The sequence below is a fragment of the Nocardioides cynanchi genome, from assembly GCF_008761635.1.
Classification (GTDB): Bacteria; Actinomycetota; Actinomycetes; order Propionibacteriales; family Nocardioidaceae; genus Nocardioides; species Nocardioides cynanchi.
The window spans coordinates 199,858-224,494 of record NZ_CP044344.1; the positions used below are offsets into that span (position 1 = coordinate 199,858).

The 24,637-nt window shown below is 73.3% G+C and carries 23 protein-coding genes and 1 riboswitch; of the genes, 14 read left to right on the forward strand and 9 right to left on the reverse strand.

Features of this window, described 5'->3' with window-relative positions:
- Positions 1-5: 5 nt before the first annotated feature.
- From E3N83_RS01115 to E3N83_RS01130, 4 genes are read right to left on the reverse strand one after another with little or no spacing between them, the layout of a single operon-like run.
- Positions 6-887: an alpha/beta fold hydrolase gene (locus E3N83_RS01115; protein ID WP_151081590.1), complete on the reverse strand. Its 882-nt coding sequence runs from the start codon at positions 885-887 to the stop codon at positions 6-8.
- 32 nt (positions 888-919) lie between these two features.
- Positions 920-2,614, reverse strand: coding sequence for a hypothetical protein (locus E3N83_RS01120; RefSeq protein ID WP_151081591.1), 1,695 nt, complete (start codon positions 2,612-2,614; stop codon positions 920-922).
- A 59-nt stretch (positions 2,615-2,673) separates the two neighbouring features.
- Entirely contained in the window at positions 2,674-3,816 is a 1,143-nt protein-coding gene (locus E3N83_RS01125) for a hypothetical protein (RefSeq protein ID WP_151081592.1), read from the reverse strand.
- Positions 3,809-4,327, reverse strand: coding sequence for a SigE family RNA polymerase sigma factor (locus tag E3N83_RS01130; RefSeq protein WP_151081593.1), 519 nt, complete (start codon positions 4,325-4,327; stop codon positions 3,809-3,811). Before E3N83_RS01130 ends, E3N83_RS01125 begins: the two co-directional genes overlap by 8 nt.
- A 93-nt stretch (positions 4,328-4,420) precedes the next feature.
- Here E3N83_RS01130 and gatC point away from each other — a divergent pair, with 93 nt between their 5' ends.
- The 11 genes from gatC (at position 4,421) to E3N83_RS01185 (ending at position 16,887) form a co-directional block, all read left to right on the forward strand.
- Positions 4,421-4,744: an Asp-tRNA(Asn)/Glu-tRNA(Gln) amidotransferase subunit GatC gene (gene gatC / locus E3N83_RS01135; protein WP_151081594.1), complete on the forward strand. Its 324-nt coding sequence runs from the start codon at positions 4,421-4,423 to the stop codon at positions 4,742-4,744.
- On the forward strand, positions 4,741-6,255 hold the full coding sequence (gatA, locus tag E3N83_RS01140; protein ID WP_151081595.1) for an Asp-tRNA(Asn)/Glu-tRNA(Gln) amidotransferase subunit GatA: 1,515 nt from the start codon (positions 4,741-4,743) through the stop codon (positions 6,253-6,255). Before gatC ends, gatA begins: the two co-directional genes overlap by 4 nt.
- Positions 6,255-7,748, forward strand: a complete 1,494-nt coding sequence (gene gatB, locus E3N83_RS01145) for an Asp-tRNA(Asn)/Glu-tRNA(Gln) amidotransferase subunit GatB (RefSeq protein ID WP_151081596.1) — start codon at positions 6,255-6,257, stop codon at positions 7,746-7,748. The genes gatA and gatB overlap by 1 nt, the downstream gene beginning before the upstream one ends.
- A gap of 38 nt (positions 7,749-7,786) precedes the next feature.
- Entirely contained in the window at positions 7,787-8,674 is an 888-nt protein-coding gene (locus E3N83_RS01150) for an alpha/beta fold hydrolase (RefSeq protein ID WP_151081597.1), read from the forward strand.
- Positions 8,675-8,743: 69 nt separating this feature from the next.
- Entirely contained in the window at positions 8,744-10,084 is a 1,341-nt protein-coding gene (locus E3N83_RS01155) for a hypothetical protein (RefSeq protein ID WP_151081598.1), read from the forward strand.
- A 67-nt stretch (positions 10,085-10,151) separates the two neighbouring features.
- Positions 10,152-10,278, forward strand: a riboswitch (cobalamin riboswitch).
- A 77-nt stretch (positions 10,279-10,355) separates the two neighbouring features.
- Positions 10,356-11,471: a prenyltransferase/squalene oxidase repeat-containing protein gene (locus tag E3N83_RS01160; protein WP_151081599.1), complete on the forward strand. Its 1,116-nt coding sequence runs from the start codon at positions 10,356-10,358 to the stop codon at positions 11,469-11,471.
- Positions 11,468-12,322 carry a hypothetical protein gene (locus E3N83_RS01165; protein ID WP_151081600.1) on the forward strand — a complete coding sequence of 285 codons (855 nt, stop codon included), beginning with the start codon at positions 11,468-11,470 and terminating at the stop codon, positions 12,320-12,322. The genes E3N83_RS01160 and E3N83_RS01165 overlap by 4 nt, the downstream gene beginning before the upstream one ends.
- Positions 12,322-13,428 (forward strand): energy-coupling factor transporter transmembrane component T, encoded by a 1,107-nt coding sequence (locus E3N83_RS01170; protein WP_151081601.1) that lies wholly within the window; start codon positions 12,322-12,324, stop codon positions 13,426-13,428. Before E3N83_RS01165 ends, E3N83_RS01170 begins: the two co-directional genes overlap by 1 nt.
- On the forward strand, positions 13,425-15,008 hold the full coding sequence (locus E3N83_RS01175) for an ABC transporter ATP-binding protein (RefSeq protein WP_151081602.1): 1,584 nt from the start codon (positions 13,425-13,427) through the stop codon (positions 15,006-15,008). The genes E3N83_RS01170 and E3N83_RS01175 overlap by 4 nt, the downstream gene beginning before the upstream one ends.
- Entirely contained in the window at positions 15,005-15,928 is a 924-nt protein-coding gene (locus tag E3N83_RS01180; RefSeq protein WP_151081603.1) for an ECF transporter S component, read from the forward strand. Before E3N83_RS01175 ends, E3N83_RS01180 begins: the two co-directional genes overlap by 4 nt.
- Positions 15,929-15,936: 8 nt before the next feature.
- Positions 15,937-16,887, forward strand: coding sequence for a GNAT family N-acetyltransferase (locus E3N83_RS01185; protein ID WP_151081604.1), 951 nt, complete (start codon positions 15,937-15,939; stop codon positions 16,885-16,887).
- Positions 16,888-16,927: 40 nt separating this feature from the next.
- Here the strand turns inward: E3N83_RS01185 and E3N83_RS01190 are convergent, their stop codons facing one another.
- The 3 genes from E3N83_RS01190 to E3N83_RS01200 all read right to left on the reverse strand — a co-directional run bounded on the left by E3N83_RS01190 (position 16,928) and on the right by E3N83_RS01200 (position 19,024).
- Positions 16,928-17,782 (reverse strand): EamA family transporter, encoded by an 855-nt coding sequence (locus E3N83_RS01190; RefSeq protein WP_202879292.1) that lies wholly within the window; start codon positions 17,780-17,782, stop codon positions 16,928-16,930.
- 136 nt (positions 17,783-17,918) lie between these two features.
- Positions 17,919-18,461: a dihydrofolate reductase family protein gene (locus tag E3N83_RS01195; RefSeq protein ID WP_151081605.1), complete on the reverse strand. Its 543-nt coding sequence runs from the start codon at positions 18,459-18,461 to the stop codon at positions 17,919-17,921.
- Positions 18,458-19,024, reverse strand: coding sequence for a PadR family transcriptional regulator (locus E3N83_RS01200; RefSeq protein WP_151081606.1), 567 nt, complete (start codon positions 19,022-19,024; stop codon positions 18,458-18,460). Before E3N83_RS01200 ends, E3N83_RS01195 begins: the two co-directional genes overlap by 4 nt.
- A 51-nt stretch (positions 19,025-19,075) precedes the next feature.
- Between E3N83_RS01200 and E3N83_RS01205 the strand changes: the two genes are divergently transcribed.
- Together E3N83_RS01205 and E3N83_RS01210 are read left to right on the forward strand one after the other, a co-directional pair.
- Positions 19,076-20,164 (forward strand): sialidase family protein, encoded by a 1,089-nt coding sequence (locus tag E3N83_RS01205; protein ID WP_151081607.1) that lies wholly within the window; start codon positions 19,076-19,078, stop codon positions 20,162-20,164.
- 21 nt (positions 20,165-20,185) lie between these two features.
- A complete protein-coding gene (locus E3N83_RS01210; RefSeq protein ID WP_191907900.1) occupies positions 20,186-21,100 on the forward strand; it encodes a phosphotransferase in 915 nt (304 codons plus the stop codon).
- A 10-nt stretch (positions 21,101-21,110) separates the two neighbouring features.
- On the opposite strand, the gene E3N83_RS01215 is transcribed toward E3N83_RS01210, so the two are convergent.
- Both E3N83_RS01215 and E3N83_RS01220 read right to left on the reverse strand, forming a co-directional pair.
- Positions 21,111-21,371: a hypothetical protein gene (locus tag E3N83_RS01215; RefSeq protein WP_151081609.1), complete on the reverse strand. Its 261-nt coding sequence runs from the start codon at positions 21,369-21,371 to the stop codon at positions 21,111-21,113.
- Positions 21,368-22,780: an MFS transporter gene (locus E3N83_RS01220; RefSeq protein WP_151081610.1), complete on the reverse strand. Its 1,413-nt coding sequence runs from the start codon at positions 22,778-22,780 to the stop codon at positions 21,368-21,370. The genes E3N83_RS01215 and E3N83_RS01220 overlap by 4 nt, the downstream gene beginning before the upstream one ends.
- Positions 22,781-22,957: 177 nt before the next feature.
- On the opposite strand from E3N83_RS01220, the gene ilvD reads away from it, so the two are divergent.
- Positions 22,958-24,637, forward strand: a complete 1,680-nt coding sequence (gene ilvD, locus E3N83_RS01225) for a dihydroxy-acid dehydratase (RefSeq protein ID WP_151081611.1) — start codon at positions 22,958-22,960, stop codon at positions 24,635-24,637.

A 24,637-nucleotide genomic window follows, 5' to 3' on the forward strand; every position in this document is an offset into this window, starting at 1 on the left:
GTCGGTCATGGGGCGGCCAGGTCCGCGAACAGCGCCGGCCACGAGGTGAGCAGGGTGCCCAGGTGACCGACGCCTGGCACCTCGTTCAGGTGGGCACGGGGCAGGTGCTCCTGGAGCCAGCGGCCGTTGCGCACCGGCGCGTTGGCGTCGTGCTCGCCGTACCACAGCGACACCGGGCAGACGACGTCCTCGACCCGGAACTCCCACGGCCGGAAGACGATCGCGGCGTCGCCCAAGTAGCCGGACGGTTCGCCGACCGCCTCCCGGGCGGCGGCGGCGTGGTCGAAGCCGGCGTCGCGCAGCAGCAGCGCGCGGTCGTCGTCGGGAAGGGACGACAGCCAGCGCGTGGCCAGGGCCTCGTCGTCGGGGTCATCGGGGTCGACCCGCGCGCGGTACTGCGCGAAATCGGGCGTCACCAGCGCGACGTTGTCGGCGACGGAGCCTGCCCCGAGCCGGAGGAACTGCTCCTGCCTGTCGGCGTCGAGGTCGTCGCGCGGCCAGGGTGGATCCATCCGGGGCGCCTCACCCGGTGCCGCGACCAGCGCGGCCCGGAGCACCCGGCCGGGGTGGTGAGCTGCGCAGGCCAGCGCGAACATGCCGCCGACCGACATCCCGAGCACCGCGAACGACGCGATCCCGAGCCGGTCGGCCAGACCGACGGCGTCCTGCACCGCGAGGCGGCTCGAGGGGCTCGCGGGCGTCGTCCGTCCGTAACCGGGTCGGCTGGCGGCGACGAGCCGGACCCCTGCGCGACGAGCGGCCTCGGCCCCGCTCCAGGCGGCCCGTCGGGTGTCGGGAGTGCCGTGGAAGAAGAGCACGGGCAGGCCGTCGGGAGCGCCCAGGTCGGAGTACTCGACGACCCGGCCGTCCAGGTCGATCAGCGCCATCGCGCCACCCTAGGGCGGCGGATCGACCCGGGCTAGGGGCTCGCGACGGGGGTCAGCTCGTCCTGGTCGGTGGCCGCGGCCGGCGCCCGACGGAGGACGAGGGTGACGCGAGAGGCCAGGCACAGGGTCACCAGGATCAGACCGCCGCCGACCACGGTATGGCCCCCCGACAGGATGACGACGCCGAGCAGGAAGCAGAGCGCGGCGATCACGATCTGCCCGGCCACGGTCCGCGTGAAGCGGATCGTCGCGGTGGCCGCCAGGTGCGCGGGCGCCATCCGCTGGAAGGTGCCCGGCCGGTCGGGTACGGGAACCCGCAGGTCGGCCGGCAGCCAGGAGTCGAGCTGGGCGGTGAGGTCGTCTCCGCCGCGCCACTCGGCAGGCTCCATCCACAGGGTCGAGCCGTCCCGCCCGATCAGCTGGCGGGTGCCGTCGCGCCAGGCGAAGACCGAGACGATGTCGGGGACCCGCATCACTCGTGCCGTCGTGCCCGAGGCCCGCTCGACGGTCTGGCTGTCGACCGCGAACGTCGCGGCATCCGCGGGCCAGTCCACGTGTCGGTGACGGGGCACCACGCCGACCGGCGGACGCTCGGGGAACGTGATCAGCTGCACCGGGTCACGGCGTCGGATCGGGTGCTCGGGCGCGCCGAGCAGGAGGGTGTCGTTGAACTCGCGGGCCGCGGCGTCGACCTCGGCCGGATCGGTCGACCGCAGCTCGTCGACCATCTCCTCGAGGGTCTGGGGCACCCGGTCGCTGAGCACGGCCAGCGCCGAGCGGTGCGCGATCAAGAAACCCACGTCGCGGTGCTCGAGCTCTCCGAGGCGGTTGTCGACCGCCTCCTGGAGCCAGTCCCGCGGCACGCCGTCGCGACCGAGCCGGGCGGCGATCTCGAGAGCGGTCTCGACCGACTTCACCACTGCGTCGCGCTGGGCGGCGCTGCCGCCGCCGACCACGCTGTGGCGGTCGTCGACGTCGACGAGGCGGGCCCAGGGGGAGTCGACGCCGCCGGTGTGCTCGCGCATGCCGTCGTGGACGGCGCGCTCGAGGATGCCGGGCAGGAACGACGAGGCGTGGGTACGGCGTACCGCGCCGGTCAGCGTCAGCCACGCGTCGTCGACGTAGGTCGCCGGCAGCGGGCGGTCGACCTGCTGGGCCGGGGCCGGAGCGTGGTACTCCCCCGGGGGGAGCGGCAGGGCCAGGTCGGCGGGCGGCGGGCCGTCGAGGACGAGCACCACGTTGGAGCGGTTGAAGACCCGACGCGATCGCTCGGCGAGCAGCTCCGGGGTGGCCCGGAGCGAGCCGACCTCCGCGTAGCTGGCGACTCCGGGCCCGGTCGCGCCGTACCGCCAGGTCAGGGACGCGAGCAGCGGGTCGATGCGCCGCTGCGCCTCGGCCTGGAGCACACCGCGCTCCCGGGCGAGGAGCTGGAGGTCGGGCTCCTCGAGCCAGCGGGCCAGCGCCACGAGGTCGTCGACCACGGACTCCGGGGTGCCGTGGGCGGTGAACCGGGTGAGCAGCATCCCGACCGAGCCCTGGATCGGGCTGCGCAGCGTCTCGCGGTCGAGCAGGGCGAGGTGCTCGAGCAGGTGCAGCCAGCCGGTCTCGGGGAGCGGCTCGTCCGCCAGCCCGTGCCGGAAGTGGAGGTGCGCGGCCGAGAGTGGACGCCCCAGATCGGCCCAGAAGCACAGGGCGCCATCGATCTCGGTCTCGTGGACGGTGACCATGACCCCTGCCATCCTAGAGATGCCGGGGCCTCCGTGCGGGAATTCGGAGAACCCGCTGGTCAGGACTCGTAGACCCGGCCCGTGTACCGCACCAGGCCGTTGCCGGTCGCCCGGGGCACCGTGCTGGAGTGGCAGGTGCCGGTGGTGGCGCCGCAGAGTGTGAGCTGGTCGCCGCGGACGCCGAACAGGTCGTCCTGGGGGGTCCAGCCCACGTCGAACGGCGAGACGTCGACCGACACGTGCGTGCCGGCGTCCACGTCGTACACCTGGGTCGATGAGGCCTGCGACTGCGACCGGGGGTCGACCGGGCCCGCCGAGGCCACCATCGCGAACCGGCCGTCGGGGGACAGGGACACCTGTTCGACCTGCGAGATCGGGATGTCGAGCAGGTCCGACCCGGTGGCGGCGTCCACCACGGCGGCGCTGGCGTGGTCGGTGGCACGGCCGTGCAGCCGCACGGTGCGCCCGCCGGAGACCTCGGGGAACGTGCCGCCGGGCAGGACCGAGCTCGTCGTGGTCGTGCCGGTGCGCCAGTTCACGACCGCGGTGGAGTCGTCGAGGCTGACGAAGACCCGGTCGCCGGCGAGCGACACGGGGGGCGCCGGCCAACCGCCCCACGAGTAGGTGCCGGGGACGTCGACGGTGGCGACGTCCCGGTCGGTGGCGACGTCGTGCACCACCACCTGGATCCGGTCGCCGACCCTCGTCGCCCAGGCCAGGTAGGGCTCGGTCGGGTCGGCGGACGGGACGACCTCGCCGAGCGTGACTCCCAGCCGGGTGGCGGTGCCGTCGGGGGTCACCAGCTCGAAGTGGAAGGGCGCCCCGCCGTCGGAGCTGCCGTCCTTGTTGGTGCGCACCAGGATCCCCGCCGAGGTGTAGTAGAGGGTCTGGGCGACCTCCGGCATCGGCACGGCCCGTGCCTCGGTGCCGAGGTAGACGGTGTCGTCGACCCCCCACGCGAACGGAACCGTCACCGTTGGGACCTGCGTCGGTGCGACGTCCGGGCCCTGGCCGCCGGTGTTCAGGGCCACGGCCGCGCCGCCACCGACCAGGGCCAGGGCGAGGGCGGTGGTGCCCCAGATCGTGCGGGTACGTCGACGCTGCAGGCGGCGGCCGGTGCCGAGGATCTCGGCGGTCGGGGCTGGCGGGACGTCGAGCGTCTCCGCCTCGGCGTGGAGGAGGGTGATCAGGCGTTCAGTCACGGGATGCTCCGGTGTCCAGAGGGATGACGGCCTCACCGAGCAGGCCGCGCAGGTGGGCGAAGGCGTCCGAGGTCTGGCTCTTGACCGTTCCCTCGGAGCACTGGAGGGCGCGTGCGGTCTCGGCGACCGACAGGTCCTCGTAGTAGCGCAGGACGACGACCGCGCGCTGCCGCGGGGCGAGGCGGGCCAGCGCGGCGGTCAGGTCCGGCCGGAGGGTCGGATCGACCTCGTAGGAGCCGGTCTCGATCGTCTCGGTGGGGTGCTCCGCCCGCCAGCCCCGCTTGCGGAACCAGCTGGAGGCGGTGTTCACCAGGGTGGTGCGGGCGTAGCCGCGGGCCGCGTCGAGCTCGCGCACCCGGCCCCACGACGCGTAGGTCTTGGCCAGCGCGGTCTGGACGAGGTCCTCGGCGAGCTCCCGGTCGCCGAGCAGGAGGTACGCCGTGCGGTACAGCGAGGGCCACGAGGCGACGACGAACTCGGTGAACTCGTCGTCGGACGGTGGTCGTGCCATGGAGTCTCCCGAGCTCGGATGATCGGTCACCCATCCAGATGCGGCAGCGGACCGATTGGTTGGGTGCCCGCCTGCGCTCCCTAGGATGAGGCCATGCCCGACACCCCTGGCGGCGCGCCCGCGTCGATCTCACGCGACGAGCTGGCCCACCTGGCCGACCTCGCGCGGATCGACCTCTCCGACGCCGAGCTCGACCACCTCGCACCCCAGCTGAGCGTGATCCTCGAGTCGGTCGCGTCGATCACCGGGGTCGCCGGTGACGACGTACCACCGACGTCGCACGCGCTGCCGCTGACCAACGTCTTCCGCGAGGACGTCGTCCGTCCCGGCCTGACCGCCGAGGAGGCGCTGAGCGGCGCCCCGGCCGTCGAGCAGCAGCGCTTCCGGGTGCCCCGGATCCTGGGAGACGAGCAGTGAGCGCTCCCGAGACCCGCACCGCCGCCGAGCTCGCTGACGCCCTGGCCTCCGGCGACCTCACCAGCGTCGCGCTCACCCAGGCCCATCTCGACCGGATTGCGGACGTCGACGGTGCCGTCCACGCCTTCTTGCAGGTCGACGCCGAGGGCGCCCTTCGCGACGCGGCCGCCGCCGACGAGCGGCGCGGCTCCGGACAGCCGGCGAGCGCGCTGGACGGCGTGCCGATCGCGGTCAAGGACGTGCTCGCGACCCGCGGCCTACCCACCACCTGTGGCTCCCGGATCCTCGAGGGCTGGGTGCCGCCGTACGACGCCACCGTGGTCGCGCGACTGCGCGCGGCGGGGCTGCCGATCCTGGGCAAGACCAACATGGACGAGTTCGCGATGGGCTCCTCGACCGAGCACAGCGCCTACGGACCGACCCACAACCCGTGGGACCTGACCCGGATCCCGGGCGGCTCAGGTGGAGGCAGCGCGGCCGCGGTGGCGGCGTACGAAGCGCCGCTCGCGATCGGCACCGACACCGGCGGCTCGATCCGCCAGCCGGGCGCGGTCACCGGCACGGTGGGCGTGAAGCCGACGTACGGCGGGGTGTCGCGCTACGGCCTGATCGCCCTGGCCAACTCCCTGGACCAGGCGGGGCCGGTCACCCGGACCGTCCTCGACGCGGCGATGCTGCACGAGGTCATCGGCGGCCACGACCCCCTCGACTCCACCTCCATCGACGCGCCGCTGCCCGGCCTGGTCGACGCCGCCCGGCGCGGCGCGGACGGTGATCTCACCGGGGTCCGGATCGGGGTCGTCACCGAGCTCGGTGGCGAGGGCTACCAGGCCGGCGTGCTCGCCCGCTTCCGCGAGTCCGTGGAGCTGATGACCCGGGCCGGCGCCGAGGTGGTCGAGGTGTCGTGCCCGCACTTCGTGCACGCCCTGGCGACCTACTACCTGATCCTCCCCGCCGAGGCGTCGTCCAACCTGGCCCGCTTCGACGCGATGCGCTACGGCCTGCGGGTGACGCCCGACGGCTCACCCTCCGCCGAGGACGTGATGCGGGTGACCCGCGAGGCCGGCTTCGGCGACGAGGTGAAGCGCCGGATCATCCTCGGCACCTACGCGCTGTCCAGCGGCTACTACGACGCCTACTACGGCCAGGCGCAGAAGGTCCGCACCCTGATCGCCCGCGACTTCGACGCGGCGTTCGAGCGGGCCGACGTGCTGGTCAGCCCGACCGCGCCGACCACGGCGTTCAAGCTGGGCGAGAAGGTCGACGACCCGCTGGCGATGTACCTCAACGACCTGGCCACCATCCCGGCCAACCTCTCGGGCGTCCCGGGCATCTCGGTGCCGAGCGGTCTCGCCGACGAGGACGGACTGCCCGCCGGAGTCCAGATCCTGGCCCCGGCCACCGCCGACGACCGCGTCTACCGGGTCGGCGCCGCACTCGAGTCGCTGCTCGCGCAGCAGTGGGGCGGCCGCCTGCTCGACCAGGCTCCGGCCCTGGAAGGAGCCCGCTGATGAGCGACGCCCTGATGCCGTACGACGACGTGGTGGCGCGCTTCGACCCGGCCCTCGGCCTCGAGGTGCACGTCGAGCTCAACACCGCGACCAAGATGTTCTGCGGGTGCCCGACGGAGTTCGGTGCCGAGCCCAACACCCAGACCTGTCCCACGTGCCTGGGCCTGCCGGGCTCGATGCCGGCGCTGAACGCACGCGGTGTCGAGTCGGCGATCCGGATCGGTCTGGCGCTGAACTGCGAGATCGCCGAGTGGTGCCGCTTCGCGCGGAAGAACTACTTCTACCCCGACATGCCGAAGAACTTCCAGACCAGCCAGTACGACGAGCCGATCGCGTTCGAGGGCTACATGGACGTGGACGTCGAGGGGGAGACCTACCGGGTCGAGATCGAGCGCGCCCACATGGAGGAGGACACCGGCAAGTCGCTGCACGTCGGCGGCAGCACCGGGCGGATCCACGGTGCCGACTACTCCCTGGTCGACTACAACCGGGCCGGCATCCCCCTGATCGAGATCGTCACCAAGCCGGTGCTCGGCACCGGCGCCAAGGCACCCGAGGTGGCCCGCGCCTACGTCGGCCAGCTCCGTGAGCTGCTCCTCGGCCTCGGCGTGAGCGACGTACGCATGGAGCAGGGGTCGCTGCGCTGCGACGTGAACCTGTCCCTGGCGCCGACCGGGTCCGGCACTCTCGGCACCCGGACCGAGACCAAGAACGTGAACTCGCTGCGCTCGGTCGAGCGCGCCGCGCGCTTCGAGATGCAGCGGCACGCGGCGATCCTGGCCGGGGGTGGGTCGATCCTCCAGGAGACCCGTCACTGGCACGAGGACACCGGCGTGACCACCAGCGGCCGGGAGAAGTCCGACGCCGAGGACTACCGCTACTTCCCCGAGCCCGACCTGGTGCCGATCGCGCCGAGCCGCGAGTGGGTCGCGGAGCTGAGGGCCACGCTGCCCGAGCCGCCGCACGAGCGTCGTGCGCGGCTGCAGGCCGAGTGGGGCTTCTCCGACCTCGACATGCGCGACACGGTCGGCGCCGGAGCGCTGGGGCTGGTCGAGGAGACGATCGCCGCCGGGGCCACGCCGCAGAGCGCGCGGAAGTGGTGGCTGGGCGAGCTGGCCCGGCGCGCCAACGAGTCCGAGACCGATCTCGCCTCGCTCGGCGTCTCCCCGGCCGACGTCGCCCGGGTGCAGGCCCTGGTTGACGAGGGGAAGCTGAACGACAAGCTCGCCCGGCAGGTGCTCGACGGCGTGCTCGCCGGTGACGGCGGCCCCGACGACGTGGTGGCCGCCCGCGGGCTCGGCATCGTCTCCGACGACGGTGCGCTCACCGAGGCCGTGGACCGGGCGATCGCCGACAACCCCGACGTCGCCGACAAGATCCGCGACGGCAAGGTCGCGGCCGCCGGAGCGCTGATCGGGGCGGTGATGAAGGACATGCGCGGCCAGGCCGACGCCGGGCGGGTCCGGGAGCTGATCCTGGAGCGCCTGGCCTGACCCGGGTCGAGGAGTAGCTCGAGGACGCGGGGGGTTCGGTGGTCAGGTCCGAGGTGCGCCTCGGCAACGGCTCGCGGGTCGTGGTCGCGGACTCCGGCCCGTCGACCTTGCCGGTCAGCGTCGTCGCGCTGCCCGGCTGGAAGGGCGCCGACCTCGGGCTGCGCAGGCTGGTGGCGCACACGGCCCGGCGCGGGCTCCGCGTGGTGACGGTCAACCTCCCGGGGATGGGGGTCTCCGAGAGCACCGGGCGACTCCACCGGGGGTTGACGGAGCTGTCGGAGCTCGTCGAGGAGGTGCTCGACTCGATCGGTGCGACCGAGCCGGTGGTCCTCGTCGGGCACTCCTTCGGTGCCACCATCGGCGTGACGGTCGCCTCCCGACGGCTCGCACCCCTCCGTGGGCTGGTGCTCGTCTCCCCGGTGGTCGTGCGGCCCGATCGCCGGACCGGGCTCAGCGCCTACGCCGGCCACGCCTGTGCCGGCCTGTTCGCCTCGGTGATGTCCCGCGCTCCCCGCCCGATCGCCGACGCCGTCGTCGGATCGACCCTCCTCGAGGACGCCGGCAACCTGACCCTGGCGCGGCACGGGCTCCGCGGGTTCCTCCGCATCCGCGCCGAGGCTGCCCCCGAGCGTCACCTGGGTGCCGATCCGCGCGTCGCGGCCGACCATCTCCGGGTGGCCAGTCGCTCCGGCTGTCTGGAGCGGGCCGGGGAGGTCGGGATCCCGACCTGGATCGTGGCCGGTGACCGCGACCAGCTGTCTCCGGTCGATGACCTGACCCGCCTGTGCGAGGCCCTGCCACACGGACGGCTGAGACTCCTGGCCGGCGCCGGCCACCTGGCCCACCAGGAGGACGCGGAGGCGTTGGCTGCGCTCGTCGCCGACTGTGTGGCCGAAGCGGTGAGGACCAAGATCCCTCCCGCGTGAGTCGCTGGGCACTACCCGGAGCCCGGGGCCGGTGGGTTACTGGAGGGAGCTGAGCTCCGGAGGCATCGGATGAGCAGACGCGGGTCACTGGTGGCGGCCGCCTCGATGGTCGCCCTGGCACTGACGCTGGCGAGCGTGCAGCCGGCCACCGGCACGGGAGGCTCCTGGTCGGCACCGGTGGCGATGCCGAGGGCCGGCTTCGTCTTCGACAGTCACGTCGGGTCCGACTCGACCGGCGCCGTGACGGTGGCCTGGGAGGTCATGCCGGGCTGGCCCGATGCCGGGATCTGGGTCCGGCACCGTTCGCCCCTGGGGAAGTGGGGCAAGTCCGAGAACGTCGACCCGCTCGCGAGCCACTGGCTGGCGATGGACGAGGACCCTGCCGGCAACGTGTGCCTGCTGTACGCCCGCCGGCACCACGGGTTCGTGCCGACCGCCACCTGCGCCGGGCCGGACGGCGTGTTCTCGCCGCCGGCGACGCTGTCGGGTCGCACGCCGTACACCGACTACCACCTCGTCGTGGACGACCACGGGACCTGGACGGCCGCCTGGACCCAGCGCGACCCGGCCGGCCACCTGCGGATCGCCGCCGCTCGCAGGGTCGCGGGTGTCTGGACCGCACCGTCGCTGGTCAGCGATCGCCGGGAGGTCGTGGGGGACCTCGACCTCGACACCAGTCCCGAGGGCGTCGTCGTGCTGGCCTGGGCCGCTCACCCACGCGGGCAGCACGATGCTCCGTGGCGGATCCACGCCCGGGTCCGGGAGCCCGGGGTCGCCTGGGGGCCCGAGACCACGGTGTCCGGTCCGGGGGCGGAGATGCCCGCTGTCGCCGGCGGCCCGGGAGACCGTGCCCAGGTGGTGTGGGTCAGCACCCGCGACGGAGCCCAGCGGCTCCAGCAGCGCACCCACACCCCCACTGGCTGGGGCCGGTCCCGCACCGTGGTCGCCTCACCCCGCGGTCAGTCGAGGATCTGGGCGGGAAGTGTGGCCACCGGCGGTCGCGGGACGATCGTCGTGACCTGGGAGCGGGTCCGGACCGACACCGTCCGCGGCGGCATCTACGCCCAGGTGTGTCAGCGCGACCGCTGTGGCCCTCGGCAGGCGCTCTCCCCGAGGAACGGCGCGAGCGATCCGCCCACGGCGGTGGTCAACCACGAGGGCGTCGTGTGGGTCCTCTGGCAGTGGAAGCTCCGGGCCCGGGTCATGGGGGACGGCTGGACACTCCAGGGGCGGGTTCACGAATCCGCGGGCGGATGGAGCACCCGGGCGGACGTGAGCGCCCCCGACGTGGTGGACCTCTTCCCGGCGTCGGCGACGCTGCTGCCGACGGGTCTGCCGGCGATCGCGTGGACCTCGTCGTTCCCTCAGCTGAACTACGCGTACAGCGCGATGTACTCGGAAGCACGCTGAGCCCGCCCGGTCCGCAGGGAACGCGATTGCCTGCCGGTCCGCTCGCGGCGCTATGCTGCGGCTGATCACACATCAATGCGCCCGTGGTGGGGGAAGCCGGTCCGAATCCGGCGCTGACCCGCAACCGTAGGCCCCGCTCTCCCGTACGACGGGAGCGAGGCGAGCCGGAACACCTGCCCCGACGCGTTCCGAACACACGCTGTCGTGGAAAGCAGCGGGTGGGCCCGCCCGATCATCGGCGCCTTCCCGCTGTCGCAGCGGGAAGGAAAGCATGTCTCTCGTCCATCGCGCCTGCGTGGCGCTGCTCTCGACCGCCCTGGCGGCCTCCCTGGTCTCGGCCGGCGGCTCCGCCCAGGCGGTCTCCTCGTCGTCGCCCGCCGGTCACGGCGCCACCTGGCTCGCCGACCAGCTCGACGCCCAGGGCCTGATCCACAACCCGAACTTCGGGGGCTTCGACGACTACGGCCTGACCATCGACACGACGCTGGCGCTCGTGGCCACCGGCGGACATCGCACCGACGTGGCCAAGGCGCGCACCGCGCTCTCGAAGCACGTCGACGACTACACCACCGGAGCGGCGTTCGGGACCTCCGACGTCTTCGCGGGGGCGATCGCCAAGCTGCTGGTGCTCGCCCAGCAGACCGGGGGCGGAGCCCGCCACTTCGGTGGCGCCAACCTCGTGCACCGGCTCGACCAGCGGGTGATCACGGCAGCGCCGGCGCGCGGTCGGATCCAGGACGTCGTCGACCCCACCAACACGTTCGGCGCGGACTCGGCGAACACGATCGGCCAGGTCTTCGCCGCGCGCGGGCTGCTCGACGCAGGCAGTGACCTGGCTCCGTCGGTGCTCAGGTTCCTCCTGGAGCAGCAGTGCTCCCGGGGCTTCTTCCGGCTCGCCTTCACCTCCGACAAGACCGCGCCGAACCAGGGCTGTCGCGCCGGGGACGACTCGGACGCCGACGTCACCGCCCTCGCCGTCATCGAGCTGGCCCCGGTCGCCCAGGGGCACCGCAAGCTCCGGCAGGCGCTCGCTGACGCGACTCGCTGGCTCAAGCGCCAGCAGGGGGCGAACGGCGCCCTGCACGGTGGCGCCAGCACCGATCCGGTGAACAGCAACACCACCGGCCTGGCCGGCTGGGCGTTCCGCACCGAGGGCGCCTGCTCCCGGGCCCGACGGGCCGCGACGTGGGTCCTCGACCTGCAGGTCTCCGGCGATGTCTCCGGTACGCCGCTGGCCGGCGAGCGGGGCGCTGTCGCCTACGACCGGGCGGCCTTCGCAGCGGCCCGGCAGGACGGCATCACCAAGGCCACCCGCGACCAGTGGCGTCGCGCCACCGCCCAGGCGGCGCCCGCGCTCCTGGCGCTGAACGGCTGCCGGGCGGCGTGACCCGCCACGTCGTACGCCTCGTCGCCGCGGCCCTCCTGGCCGCGGCGATGGGGCTCGGCGTACCCACCGCGGCCCAGGCGGCCACCTGCTCCTCCGCCCGCGGCGTGAGCGTCGTCGTCGACTTCCACCAGCTCGGTGGTGGGGTCCAGGCATCGTGCGACGCGGGCGGTGCCGGCGAGTACGCGGCCGCCCAGTTCGAGGACGCCGGGCACACCCTGACCTACGTGCAGAACGAGCCGTTCGTGTGCCGGGTCGACGGCGTGCCGTCCACCGATCCGTGCGTCCGGACCCCGCCCGCGGACGCCTACTGGTCGCTCTGGTGGTCGGACGGCACCTCGGGCACGTGGCACTTCGCCACGACCGGGGTGGCGTCGCTGAAGGTCCCGGCGGGTGGGTACGTCGCCCTGTCCTGGCAGTCCGGAAACGCCCAGACGCCACCGGGAGTTGCCCCGAAGGCGCATCCCGCAGGGTCCCCGTCGCCCTCGCCCTCCCACTCGCCCTCACCGAGCGGCCAGCCGAGCACGGCTCCGTCGACTCCGAGCACCGCCCCGCCCGGGACGCCGACCAGCGCACCGACCAGCGCGGCGACCTCGTCATCGCCGACCACGTCGGCCACGCCGCAGGGAAAGACGCACCCGAAGCGCCACCGGACGAAGCAAGCCGGTGGGCACCACCATCCCAGCGACCCGCCGTCGCCGGCCGGGCACGCCGACGCGGCGGCCACGACCACTCCGGTCGCCGCCTCCGGCTCCGGGCTTCCCGGCTGGGTCGCCCCGGGGCTGGTCGTCCTGCTGTTCGCCGCCACGGCCGCCGTGGTCGTCGTACGACGCGCCGGTTCCGGCGGCGAGTGATGCGCGCCCGCCTCGCCGTGGCCCGCCTGCCGCGTGACCTGCACCCGGTCGCCTGGTGGTGCTGGTCGGTGGGGCTGGCCGTTGCCGCGTCCCAGACCACCAACCCCTGGCTGCTCCTGCTGCTGATCGGGGTCGCCTGCCTGGCCGTCGCGGCGCGGCGCAGCGCCCAGCCCTGGGCGAACTCCTTCCGGCTCTACCTCTGGCTGGGCGTGGTGATCGTGGTGATCCGGGTCGGCTTCCGGATCCTCCTCGGCGGGTCCGACGGCGGTCAGGGCCACGCGCTGGTCGACCTGCCCGAGGTCCCCTTGCCGCACTGGGCTCTGGGCCTCCACCTGCTCGGGCCGGTGACCCAGGAGGCCCTGCTCGCCGGGCTCTACGACGGGCTCCGGCTGGCGGCGATCGTGATCTGCATCGGCGCCGCCAACGCGCTGGCCAACCCCAAGCGGCTGCTGCGCTCGGTACCGCCCGCCCTCTACGAGATCGGCAGCGCCCTGGTGGTGGCGGTCACCGTGCTCCCGCAGCTGGTCGACAGCGTCCGTCGGGTCCGGGCCGCGCAGGCGCTGCGCGGCGGAGAGACCGGCCGGGTGCGCGGCCTGCGCCGACTCCTGGTGCCGGTGCTCGAGGACGCCCTCGAGCGGTCCCTGTCGCTGGCGGCCGGCATGGACACGCGCGGCTACGGCCGGACCTCGGGCGCCTCGCCGCGCGAGCGTCGTACCACCGGAACGCTGATGGTCCTGGGCCTCTGCGGTCTCTGCGTCGGCGTGTACGCCGGCCTCGACGGCACCACTCCCGACTGGCTCGGCCGGCCGATGCTGCTGGCCGGGTTGGTGGCCTCGGTGGTGGGCATGTACACCGCCGGGCGTCGGGTCGGACGCACCCGCTACCGGCCGGCGCCGTGGCTGTGGCCGGAGCTGGCCGTCGCGCTCTCGGGCGTCCTGGTCGGCACGTCCGGCTGGTGGATGTCGCGGCACCAGCTGACGATCGCCTACCCGTCGCTCACGGTGGCGCCGGCCCTCAGCGGGCTGGCTGTCGCCGCCGCCGCGGCCGGTCTCGCCGGTGCGCTCTGCGCACCACCGGCCGTCGTCCCTCCCGGGGGTACGGCGTGATCGAGCTGCGCGAGATCTCGTTCCGGTACGACGACGACAGCGTCCCGGTGCTGCGCGACGTCGACCTCGCGATCGACGAGGGGGAGCTGCTCGTGGTCTCCGGCCGGACCGGCGTCGGCAAGTCGACGCTGCTCGGGGTGGTGACCGGGCTGGTGCCGCGCTTCAGCGGCGGCACCCTGTCCGGCGACGTGCGCGTCGACGACCGGTCGGTGGTGCACCAGCCGCCTCGGGAGCGGGCGCACCTGGTCGGCTACGTCGGCCAGGACCCGGTCGCCGGCTTCGTCACCGACACCGTCGAGGAGGAGCTCGCCTACGGCATGGAGCAGCTCGGCCTCCCTGCCGACACGATGCGCCGTCGGGTCGAGGAGACCCTCGACCTGCTCGGCATCGCCGAGCTGCGGGCCCGCGACCTGCACCACCTGTCCGGCGGCGAGCAGCAGCGGGTGGCGATCGGGTCGGTGCTGACGATGCACCCGCGGCTGCTCGTGCTCGACGAACCCACCTCGGCCCTCGACCCGACCGCCGCCGAGGAGGTGCTGGCCACCCTGGCCCGACTGGTCCACGACCTCGGCGTCTCGGTGCTGATGGCCGAGCACCGGCTCGAGCGGGTGGTGCCCTTCGCCGACCGGCTGGTGCTGCTGACCGGAGGCGGGTCCGTACACGACGGCCCGCCGGCCGAGATGCTGGCCTGCTCGCCCGTCGTACCCCCGATCGTCGAGCTCGGCCGTGCGCTCGGCTGGTCGCCGCTGCCGGTGAGCGTGCGCGAGGCGCGGCGCCTGGCACGAGGCCTCGACCTCGGACCGGCGCCGAGCCTCCCACCCACCTCGCCGTCGAGGTCGTCCGGCGAGCCGGTGCTGTCCGCCGAGCACCTCACGGTGATGCGCGGCGGCACCGTCGCGCTCCGGGAGGTGGCCGTGACCCTGGACGCCGCGACCGTGACCGCGCTGATGGGCCGCAACGGCTCCGGCAAGTCCACCCTGCTCTGGACCCTCCAGGGTGGCCAGGCGCGCCGGGCGGGAACGGTCGCGATCGGCCAGGCCGACCCGGCCGACCTGCCCGCCGCGGAACGGCGGGCGCTGGTCGGGCTGGTGCCGCAGACCGCGGCCGACCTGCTCTACCTGGAGACGGTGGCCGAGGAGTGCGCTGCCGCCGACCGGGGAGCGGCGCCGGGGGAGTGCCGCGCCCTGCTCGACCGGATGGTGCCCGGGGTGCCCGACGACGCCCACCCCCGTGACCTCTCCGAGGGCCAGCGGCTGGCCCTGGCCCTGGCGGTGGTGCTGGTCGGACGACCACCGGTCGTCCTGCTCGACGAGCCGACCCGGGGTCTGGACTACCCGGCCAAGGCCGCCCTGGCCGCAATCCTGCGTCGGGTGGCCGACGAAAATCGGGCGGTCGTTGTGGCCACCCACGACGTGGAGTTCGCGGCGCTGGCCGCCGACCAGGTGGTGGTCCTGGCCGACGGCGAGGTCGTCTCGTCGGGGCCGACCCGTCGGGTGCTGACCGAGTCGCCGGCCTTCGCTCCGCAGGTCACCAAGATCCTCGGGCCGGGCTGGCTGCGCGTCGACGAGGTGCCGCGATGAGCCGGCTCCACGCCGTACCCCTGGGCCGGCGGTCCGCCCTCGTGCTGACCGTGGCCTCCGTCGCCGGGCTGATGATGCTCGCCTGGCCGCTGCTCGTGCGCAGCCCCGACGGTGGACAGGTCGGGCCGCCTTTCGTCTTCCTGGCGCTGCTGCCGGTGGTGATCGCGGTGGTGCTCTCGGAGGTGACCGAGGGCGGTCTCGACCCGCGGGTGCTGGCGGTGCTCGGGGTGCTCACCGCCGTGAACGCCGTGCTCCGCGGCCTCTCCGCCGGCACCGCCGGCGTCGAGCTGGTGTTCTTCCTGCTGATCCTGGCCGGCCGGGTCTTCGGCCCGGGCTTCGGCTTCGTGCTCGGCTGCACGTCGCTGTTCGCCTCCGCGCTGCTGACCGGCGGCGTCGGGCCGTGGCTGCCGTTCCAGATGCTCTGCTCGGCCTGGGTCGGGATGGGCGCCGGGCTGCTCCCCGGCCGGGTCACCGGCCGCGCCGAGATCGCGATGCTGGCGGCGTACGGCGTGGTGTCGGCGTACGCCTTCGGGATCTTGATGAACCTCTCCTCCTGGCCGTTCGTGCTCGGCATCGCGGTGCCCGGGCACACCGGGATCTCGTTCGTGGCCGGTGACCCCCTCGGCGCGAACCTCCACCGCTTCCTGGTGTTCACCCTGATCACCTCGACCGGCTCCTTCGACACCGGACGTGCGATCACCACGGCGGTCGCGATCGCCCTGCTAGGCCCGGCCGTGCTGACCACGCTGCGGAGGGCCGCCCGGCGGGCCGTCGTGGTGGGCGTCGCGGCCGGCGACCGGGAAACCTCGTTGCCGCCGCCCGACTCGGCCCCTAGCGTGAGCCTTCCGGACGAGAGAGAGGAGGCCGCGATGTCCACGCCGCACTCCGGCCTCCGGGACGAGGCCGGTTCCCAGATCTGAGGAACCCCATGTCTGCTCTGCAGTTCTTCCAGCCCGCCACCACCGATCAGGCGATCGCCTTGCTCGCGGCCAGCCCGCTGCCGGTCGACTCACCCACCCAGCACCGGATCCGCGGTGACGGCCATCTCGTCGACGCCTTCGAGTCCGGGCGTCGGCGCCCGGAATGGGTGTGGGCCGTCCGTCGTGACGACGACCCGGCCGTGCTCGGCGTCGTCGCCGCCTTCGGCGCGCCCGACGGCTCGCGGGTCTGGCTGCTGGACCACTTCGGCCTCCCGACCGACCCGGCGACCGCCCACGAGCTGGTCGCCGTGGCCTCGCGGGCAGCCTGGGCGGCCGGGGCCGAGGAGGCGGGGATCTTTGCTCCGGCGGGCTCCACCGTCGACGACCACGCGCTCGCGCACCTGGTCGAGCCGCTGCGCGACGCCGGCTGGGTGCTGCTCGTCGAGCGCCGGCACTACGAGTTCGAGCCGGCCGATGACCTGGGGTCGGACGTCGGGACCGGGCTCCGCTTCGAGCGGATGGTCGACCCCGCCGACCCGCGGTTGGCCGCCTGCCACCGCGAGGTCATGCGCGACACCCTGGACGAGCACGACCGCGTGTTGGTCGAGCGCGTCGGCTTTGACCGGGCGTGCCGCGAGAGCCTGGCCTTCCTCCTGGATGCCGACCCGGTCGACTGCATCCATCTGGCCCAGGACGCCACGGGTGAGGTCGTGGGCCTGGTCTCGGGTCGCTCGATGCCGACGGGGCGCGCGTTCGTGCTCTTCGTCGGCGTGGGCCGAGAGCACCGGGGCCGGGGCTACGGGCGGCAGCTGCTCGCGTGGCAGACCCGCGAGCTGGTCGCCGGCGGTGCTCACACCCTGGTCGCGGACACCGACAACGCCAACGTCCCGATGGCCCGGGCGTTCGCCGACGTCGGCTGGCCCCAGACCGAGACCCGGATCGACCTCGTGCCGCGATGAACCGGCACCGGGGCCGGCCCGGGGGACGACGGGGCCGGGCTCAGTCGGGCGCCGGCGCGACGAGGCGCGACTCGGCCCGGGTGGCGCCCACGCTGGCGACCACGACGCAGGCGACGGCGGCCCACTGCACCGGGGCCAGGAACTCGTGAACGACGACGATCCCGGCCAGCGCGGCAGCAGCGGGCTCGAGACTCATCAGGATCCCGAACACCGACGGGCGAATCGTCCGCAGTGCGGTGATCTCGCAGGAGTAGGGCACGACCGAGCTGAGCAGCCCGACCAGTGCCCCGAGCAGGACCACCCGCGGGTCGCCGAGACCGCGACCGGAGAGCGTGACCACCACCGGGGTGATCGTCACCGTCGCGACGATGCTGGCCACGGTCAGCCCCTCGAGGCCGGGCCAGCGTCGGCCGGTGTCAGCGCTGAGCAGGATGTAGGCCGCCCACATCGCGGCGGCGAGCAGGGCGAAACCGACCCCGGCCAGGTCCAGGTGACCACGCTCGAGGCCGAGCAGCGCCACACCGAGCGCCGCGAGCAGAGCCCAGACCAGGTCGCGGGCCCGGCGGCTGCCGCTGACGGCCAGGGCCAGGGGGCCGAGGAACTCGATGGTCACCGCGATGCCGAGGGGGATCCGGGCGAAGGACTCGTAGATCGCCCAGTTCATCGCCCCCAGCGTCACGCCGAACGCGACCGCGACCTGCCAGTCGCGCGCCGTACGCCCGCGCAGGGAGGGACGGGCCACCGCCGCGAGCACCACCGAGCTGGTCGCCAGGCGCAGCCACACCAGCGTGGTCGGGGCCGCGTCGTCGAAGAGGTTCTTGGCGATCCCGGCGCCCAGCTGCACCGAGCAGATGCCGACGACCACCAGCCAGACCGGCGGGACCCTCGACAGCACCCCTGCAACCTACCCACCGCCGACTCGGCGCAGACAGGCGCCCAGAACACGCCGAGTCGGCGCAAAGAGACATCAGAAACGCGCCGAGTCGGCGGATACAGGCAGCAGGAACACGCCGAGTCGGCGCACAGACGCATCAGGGGAGTACGTCGTACCAGAGGTTGGCGATGCCGCCCGCCTCGGAGAACTCGCGCATCCGCAGGTCGACCGCGTGCCCGCCGGCCCAGGCGAAGAGCGGGGTGCCGTCGCCGAGGAACACCGGCGCGACCAGGACCAGCACCTCGTCGCAGAGCCCGGCGGCCAGGCACTGGCGGGCGACGTCGGCTCCGAGGATGTTCACGTAGCGACCGCCGGCCGCCTCCCGGGCCGCCGCGACAGCGGTCTCCAGGTCGGTCACGAACGTCGTGTCGGCCGGCGCCTCCGCGGGCGGCCGGTGGGTGAGCACGTACGACGGCCCGTGCCACTGCCCGCCGAACGCACCCTGCTGGTCGGTGCCGCGGTGGGGGTCGTCGCCGTCGAAGGTACGACGACCCACGAGCAGCGCGCCGACCTGCGGCACGAGCGCCTCGGCCACCGGGTTCGGCCCCAGGTGCCGGGTCAGCCACTGCATGTCGCCGCCCGGCCCGGCCATGAAGCCGTCCAGCGACATCGTGCACGAGAAGAGCGTCCTGCTGGTCATGCGTCCTCCGAGATCACCGACAGGCGGTCGAGTGCGGTGCGGGTGTGCCGCTTCTCGGCGGCGAAGTAGTCCAGCCCCCAGTCGGCGACCACGGACGGGTAGTGGAACGCCTGGCCGGGCTCGTCCGCGCCGTGCAGCGAGCTCCGGACCGCGCGCAGGTCGTCGAGCGCCGCCGTGAGCTCGACGTCGTACTCCTCGAGCATCGCGGTGATCCGCTCGGGCTCGGTCGCGTGCCCGATCAGGAGCCGCAGCAGCACGGTGTGCTTGAGCACCGGGAAGCCGACCGGGGCCTCGGCGATCCACGCGCGCAGGGCGGTCCGGCCCGCCTCGGTGATCCGGTACGTCGTGGTGCGGCGCCCCTCGCCGGTCGAGGTGGTCGGCTCGACGAGGCCGTGCCCGGTCAGGCGGGCCAGCTCGGAGTAGATCTGGCTCATCGCCGGCGCCACCCAGTAGAAGCGCAACGTGTTGTCCGCGCGCTGCTTGAGCTCGTAGCCGGTCAGCTCGTCGCCGAAGGTCAGGAGCCCCAGGAGGGCGAACGAGGTCGTCGGCAGCTCTTGACTCATGACGCCACCACACTACTGTTCCTAACAGGAAGACACGAGGAAGGGACGCTGATGGCGGACACGTTGGTGATGGTGGGGACCCGCAAGGGTCTGTGGATCGGGCGCTCCGACGAGGCGCGCACCGACTGGTCCTGGACCGGACCGCACTTCGCGATGGAGGAGGTCTACTCCTGCCTGGTCGACACCCGCGGCGACCGGCCGCGCCTGCTGGTCGGCGCGTCCTCGAGCTGGCTCGGCCCGCAGGTGTGGCGCTCCGACGACCTCGGCGAGAGCTGGCAGGAGACGCCGAACGGCGCCGTTCGCTTCCCCGAGGACACCGGCGAGGCGGTGGCGCGGGTCTGGCAGCTGACCCCCGGCGCCGAGGACGGCGTCGTGTACGCCGGCACCGAGCCCGGAGCGATCTTCAAGTCGACCGACCGGGGCGAGACCTTCGAGCTCGAGCGCGGGCTCTGGGACAACCCGCAGCGCAAGGAGTGGAACGCCGGGTACGGCGGCCAGGCCTTCCACACGATCCTGCCCCACCCGGAGGACCCGCAACAGGTGTTGGCGGCCATCTCGACGGGTGGGGTCTACCGCACCGACGACGGCGGCGGGTCGTGGTACCCCTCCAACACCGGGGTGAAGGCCGAGTTCATGCCCGGCGAGCGCACCTACCCCGAGTTCGGCCAGTGCGTGCACAAGGTGACCCGCCACCCGGCGCGACCCGAGCGGCTCTACCTCCAGAACCACGGCGGCGTCTACCGCTCCGACGACGGGGGGGACAGCTGGCAGGACATCGCGCCCGGTCTGCCGGCCGAGTTCGGCTTCCCGATCGTGGTCCACCCCCATGACCCCGAGACCGTGTTCGCCTTCCCGATCGTCGACGCCGGCGCCCGCTGGCCGGTCGAGGGTCATGCCCGGGTCTGGCGGTCGACCGACGGAGGCAGCCACTGGGAGCCGCTCGGTGACGGCTCGCTCCCCGACGACTACTACGTCGCGGTGATGCGCGACGCGATGTGCGTCGACTCCCACGAGACACCGGGCATCTACTTCGGCGGCCGCAACGGTGGGGTGTGGGCCTCGCCGGACGAGGGCCGGACCTGGCGGGAGATCCACAAGGACCTGCCCGACGTCTGCGTCGTCCGGGCGGCCGTCATCTGACCCGCCCCTACGCTGCCGGGTGTGCTCGACGATGCGCTCCTCGCGGACTGGTGCCTGCGCCACCTGGGTGCGCCGCCCGAGCAGGTGCTCTTCCGGTCCGGGTTCCTCTCCGAGGTCGTCGGGGTCGAGCTGACCACCGGCCTGCGGGCCGTGGTCAAGGCGCGCCCCTTCCAGTCCCGGATCGCCGGCTGTGTCCAGGTCCAGGCTGCGCTGGCCCGGGGCGGCTTCCCCTGTCCCGAGCCGCTGACCGTGGCCACGCGGGTCGGGGCCCTGACGGTCACCGCCGAGAGGGAGGTGCCCGGTGGCGACCCGCTGACCACCGCAGCGGGAGCGGCCCCCTTCGCGGCCCTCCTGGCTCGCCTGATCGCCTCAGCACCCGCCGCCGCGGACGTCCCGAGCCTGAAGCCCTCGCCGCCGTGGACCGCGTGGGACCACCCCGGGCGGCGGTTGTGGCTCGACCTCGATGAGCACGGGCAGGACCTCAACCTCGTCGACGGTCCCGCCTGGGTCGACGACGCCGCACGCCGGGTGAGAGTGCGCCTGACCTCCGCCGCGGTGCCGCTCTGTGTCGGCCACGGCGACTGGGCGTCGCAGAACCTCCGGTGGTCAGGGCACGAGCCCCACGCGGTGCACGACTGGGACAGCGTCATCGCCCAGCCCGAGGCGGCCGTGGTGGGTCTGGCCGCCGCCATGTGGCCCACCGAGGCGGGGTCGGACGTCACCGCGTCGGTGGCCCAGACCGCCGACTTCATCGAGAGCTACCAGCGCGCGACCGGCCGGGAGTGGACCCGCTCCGACGTCCAGGACGCTTGGGCGGCGGGTCTGTGGAACCGGCTGGTCTACGTCAAGCAGGACACGGCCGAGGGAGGTGGCGACCACGCGGAGCGCCTGGCCACCGAGATCGAGGAACGGCTCGACCGGGCAGCCCTCGGGTAGCCGCGCCCCGTCAGCCCTCGCCGTCGGTGAACCGCCCGGCCTCGGCGTCGAAGTCCCGCTCGGTGTTGTCCACCTCGCTGGCGTCGGGTCGGTTGCCGGGGTCGAGGCGCCGTTCGCGCTCCTCCTTGATCTCCGCGACCTCGTCGTCGGGCGGGCGTTCGTCGACGGGGCGGAGCTCGCGGCCGCCGGCGTCCTCGATGTCGATCGTCAGCTCTCCCGAGTCGTCGGTGCTCGCGTGGTCTGACTGCAGGGCCTGCTGCTGGTCGCTCATTCCTGACCTCCCGTGACGTTCCCGGCGTTCGCCCTGGACGTTGGTGCTCCGGCCGGGACGAGCTCGCGGTCGAATGTCGCGTCGTCGTCGATGTCGGAGTGGCTGTGGTCCTCCATCAGGCTGACCGCGATCAGCGTCACCACGGCGCAGCCCAGGATCGCCGCGGGGATCGAGTAGACCGACCCGGTGTGCGCCAGGAGGTACGTCGCGACGAGGGGCGCCGGGCCGCCGGCGATCACCGAGGCGAGCTGGTAACCCATCCCGGCCCCGGCGTACCGCAACGAGGTCGGGAACGACTCGGCGATCAGCGACGCCTGGGGCCCGTACTGCATGCCGTGCGGGATCAGCGCCAGGAAGACACCGAGGAACGCGATCACCGCGACCCCGCTGTCCATGGCCGCGAAGAGAACGAAGCCGTACACCCCGGTGATCGCCGCCCCGATCATGTAGATCCGCTTGCGCCCCAGGGAGTCGGACAGGTGCCCGTAGAGGGGTACGGCGACCACCTCGAGCGCCGCGGCGGACAGGATCGCCGCCAGCGCGAAGGTCTTGGAGTAGCCCTGGTCCTCGGTCAGGTAGACCAGCGTGAACGAGGTGATCACGTAGAACGGTGCCTGCTCCGAGAGCCGGGCGAAGGCGCTGAGCAGGATCGGCTTCCAGTGCCGCCGGACCGCGTCGACGGTGGGCAGGCGGCTGATGTCGCGACGCTCCAGGCGCCGGGCGAACATGGGGGTCTCGAGGATCCGGATCCTGATGTAGAGACCGATCGCGACCATCACCAGGCTGAACACGAACGGGACCCGCCACCCCCACGACTGGAACTGCGCATCGGTGAGTCGCCAGCTGAGCAGGTAGAGGAAGCCGGTGCCGAGGATCAGCCCGAAGGCCACACCGAGCTGGGGGAGGCTGGCCATCAGGCCGCGGCGCCTCTGGTCGCCCCACTCCATGGAGAGCAGCACCGAGCCGCTCCACTCGCCCCCGACGGCGAGGCCCTGGAGCAGGCGCAGCAGCACCAGGAGGATCGGCGCCGCCGAGCCGATCGTCCCGGTGCCGGGCAGCACCCCGACCAGCGTGGTGGCCAGGCCCATGCCGAGCAAGGTGATGATCAGGGTCGCCTTGCGGCCGATCCGGTCGCCCCAGTGGCCGAAGATCGCGGCTCCCACGGGCCGGGCGGCGAACCCGACGGCGTACGTCGCGAACGACTCGAGCCGACCGGCGTACGCCGTGGACTCGGGGAAGAACAGCGCCGGGAAGATCAGTGCTGCGGCGGTGTTGTACAGGAAGAAGTCGTACCACTCGATGGTGGTGCCGACGGTGCTGGCCAGCGCCGCCTTGCGGATCTGGCGCCGGTGCTCCGGGCTGTCCTCCGCAGCGGTGGACGCGGCTGCGGATCGAGGGTCGAGCGTCATGGGAGTGGTCCCTTCTCCTGCGGCCCGAACCGCAGGTGCACAACCTCCCGTGGACGCTCCCGAGAGGACCCCGCGGCTCCTGCCTACCCCGCCCGTGACGCGGGACACAACCCACCTGGGGGTGAGTCATGAGATCGCGGCGAGCCCTCCGCGAGTCGCGGAAGTAGGCTCCGCGGCATGGACACGCCCGACCTCAAGCCCCGCTCTCGCGACGTCACCGACGGCCTCGAGAAGGCGGCCGCCCGCGGGATGCTCCGCGCCGTCGGCATGGGCGACGACGACTTCGCCAAGCCGCAGATCGGCGTCGCGTCGAGCTGGAACGAGATCACGCCCTGCAACCTCTCCCTCGACCGGCTGGCCAAGGCGGTCAAGAACGGCGTGCACGCAGCCGGCGGATACCCCCTGGAGTTCGGGACGATCTCGGTCTCCGACGGCATCGCGATGGGCCACGAGGGCATGCACTTCTCCCTGGTCAGCCGCGAGGTCATCGCCGACTCGGTCGAGACCGTGATGATGGCCGAGCGGCTCGACGGCTCGGTGCTGCTCGCCGGGTGCGACAAGAGCCTGCCCGGCATGATGATGGCCGCGGCCCGGCTCGACCTGGCCAGCGTCTTCCTCTACGCCGGCTCGATCATGCCCGGCCAGGTCGACGGGCGGGACGTCACCATCATCGACGCCTTCGAGGCGGTCGGTGCCTGCCTGGCCGGCAAGATCACCCGCGCCGAGGTCGACCGGATCGAGCGGGCGATCTGCCCGGGGGAGGGCGCCTGCGGCGGCATGTACACCGCCAACACCATGGCCGCCGTCGCCGAGGCGATCGGGATGAGCCTGCCGGGCTCGGCCGCCCCGCCGGCGGTCGACCGGCGCCGGGACGGCTTCGCCCACCGCTCGGGCGAGGCCGTGGTCAACCTGCTGCGGCTCGGCATCACCGCGCGCCAGGTCATGACCATGGAGGCGTTCGAGAACGCGATCACCGTGGTGATGGCCCTCGGCGGCTCCACGAACGCCGTCCTCCACCTGCTGGCGATGGCCCGCGAGGCCGACGTCGACCTCACCATCGACGACTTCAACCGGATCGGCGACAAGGTGCCGCACCTCGGCGACCTCAAGCCGTTCGGCCGCTACGTGATGAACGACGTCGACAAGGTCGGCGGCATCCCGGTCGTGATGAAGGCCCTGCTCGACGCCGGCCTGATGCACGGGGACGCGCTCACCGTCACCGGGAAGACGATGGCCGAGAACCTCGAGGCCCTGGCGCCGCCCGGGCTCGACGACGACGTGCTCCGCTCGCTCGACCGGCCGATCCACAAGACCGGTGGGCTGACCATCCTCAAGGGCTCGTTGGCTCCCGAGGGCGCGGTCGTGAAGTCCGCCGGCTTCGACGACTCCACCTTCACCGGCACGGCCCGCGTCTTCGACGGCGAGCGGGCAGCGATGGACGCGCTCGAGGCTGGCGCCATCGTCGCGGGTGACGTGGTCGTGATCCGCTACGAGGGTCCGAAGGGCGGGCCCGGGATGCGGGAGATGCTCGCGATCACCGGCGCCATCAAGGGCGCCGGGCTCGGCAAGGACGTGCTGCTGATCACCGACGGCCGCTTCTCCGGTGGTACGACGGGGCTCTGTGTCGGCCACATCGCGCCGGAGGCCGTCGACGCGGGCCCGATCGCCTTCGTCCGCGACGGCGACCCGATCACCCTCGATGTGGCCAACCGCTCGCTCGACGTCGACGTCGACGACGCCGAGTGGGACGCGCGCAAGGACGGCTGGGAGCCGCTGCCCCCGAAGTACACCCGCGGTGTGCTCGGCAAGTACGCCAAGGTCGTGCAGTCCGCGGCCCACGGCGCGGTCTGCGGCTGA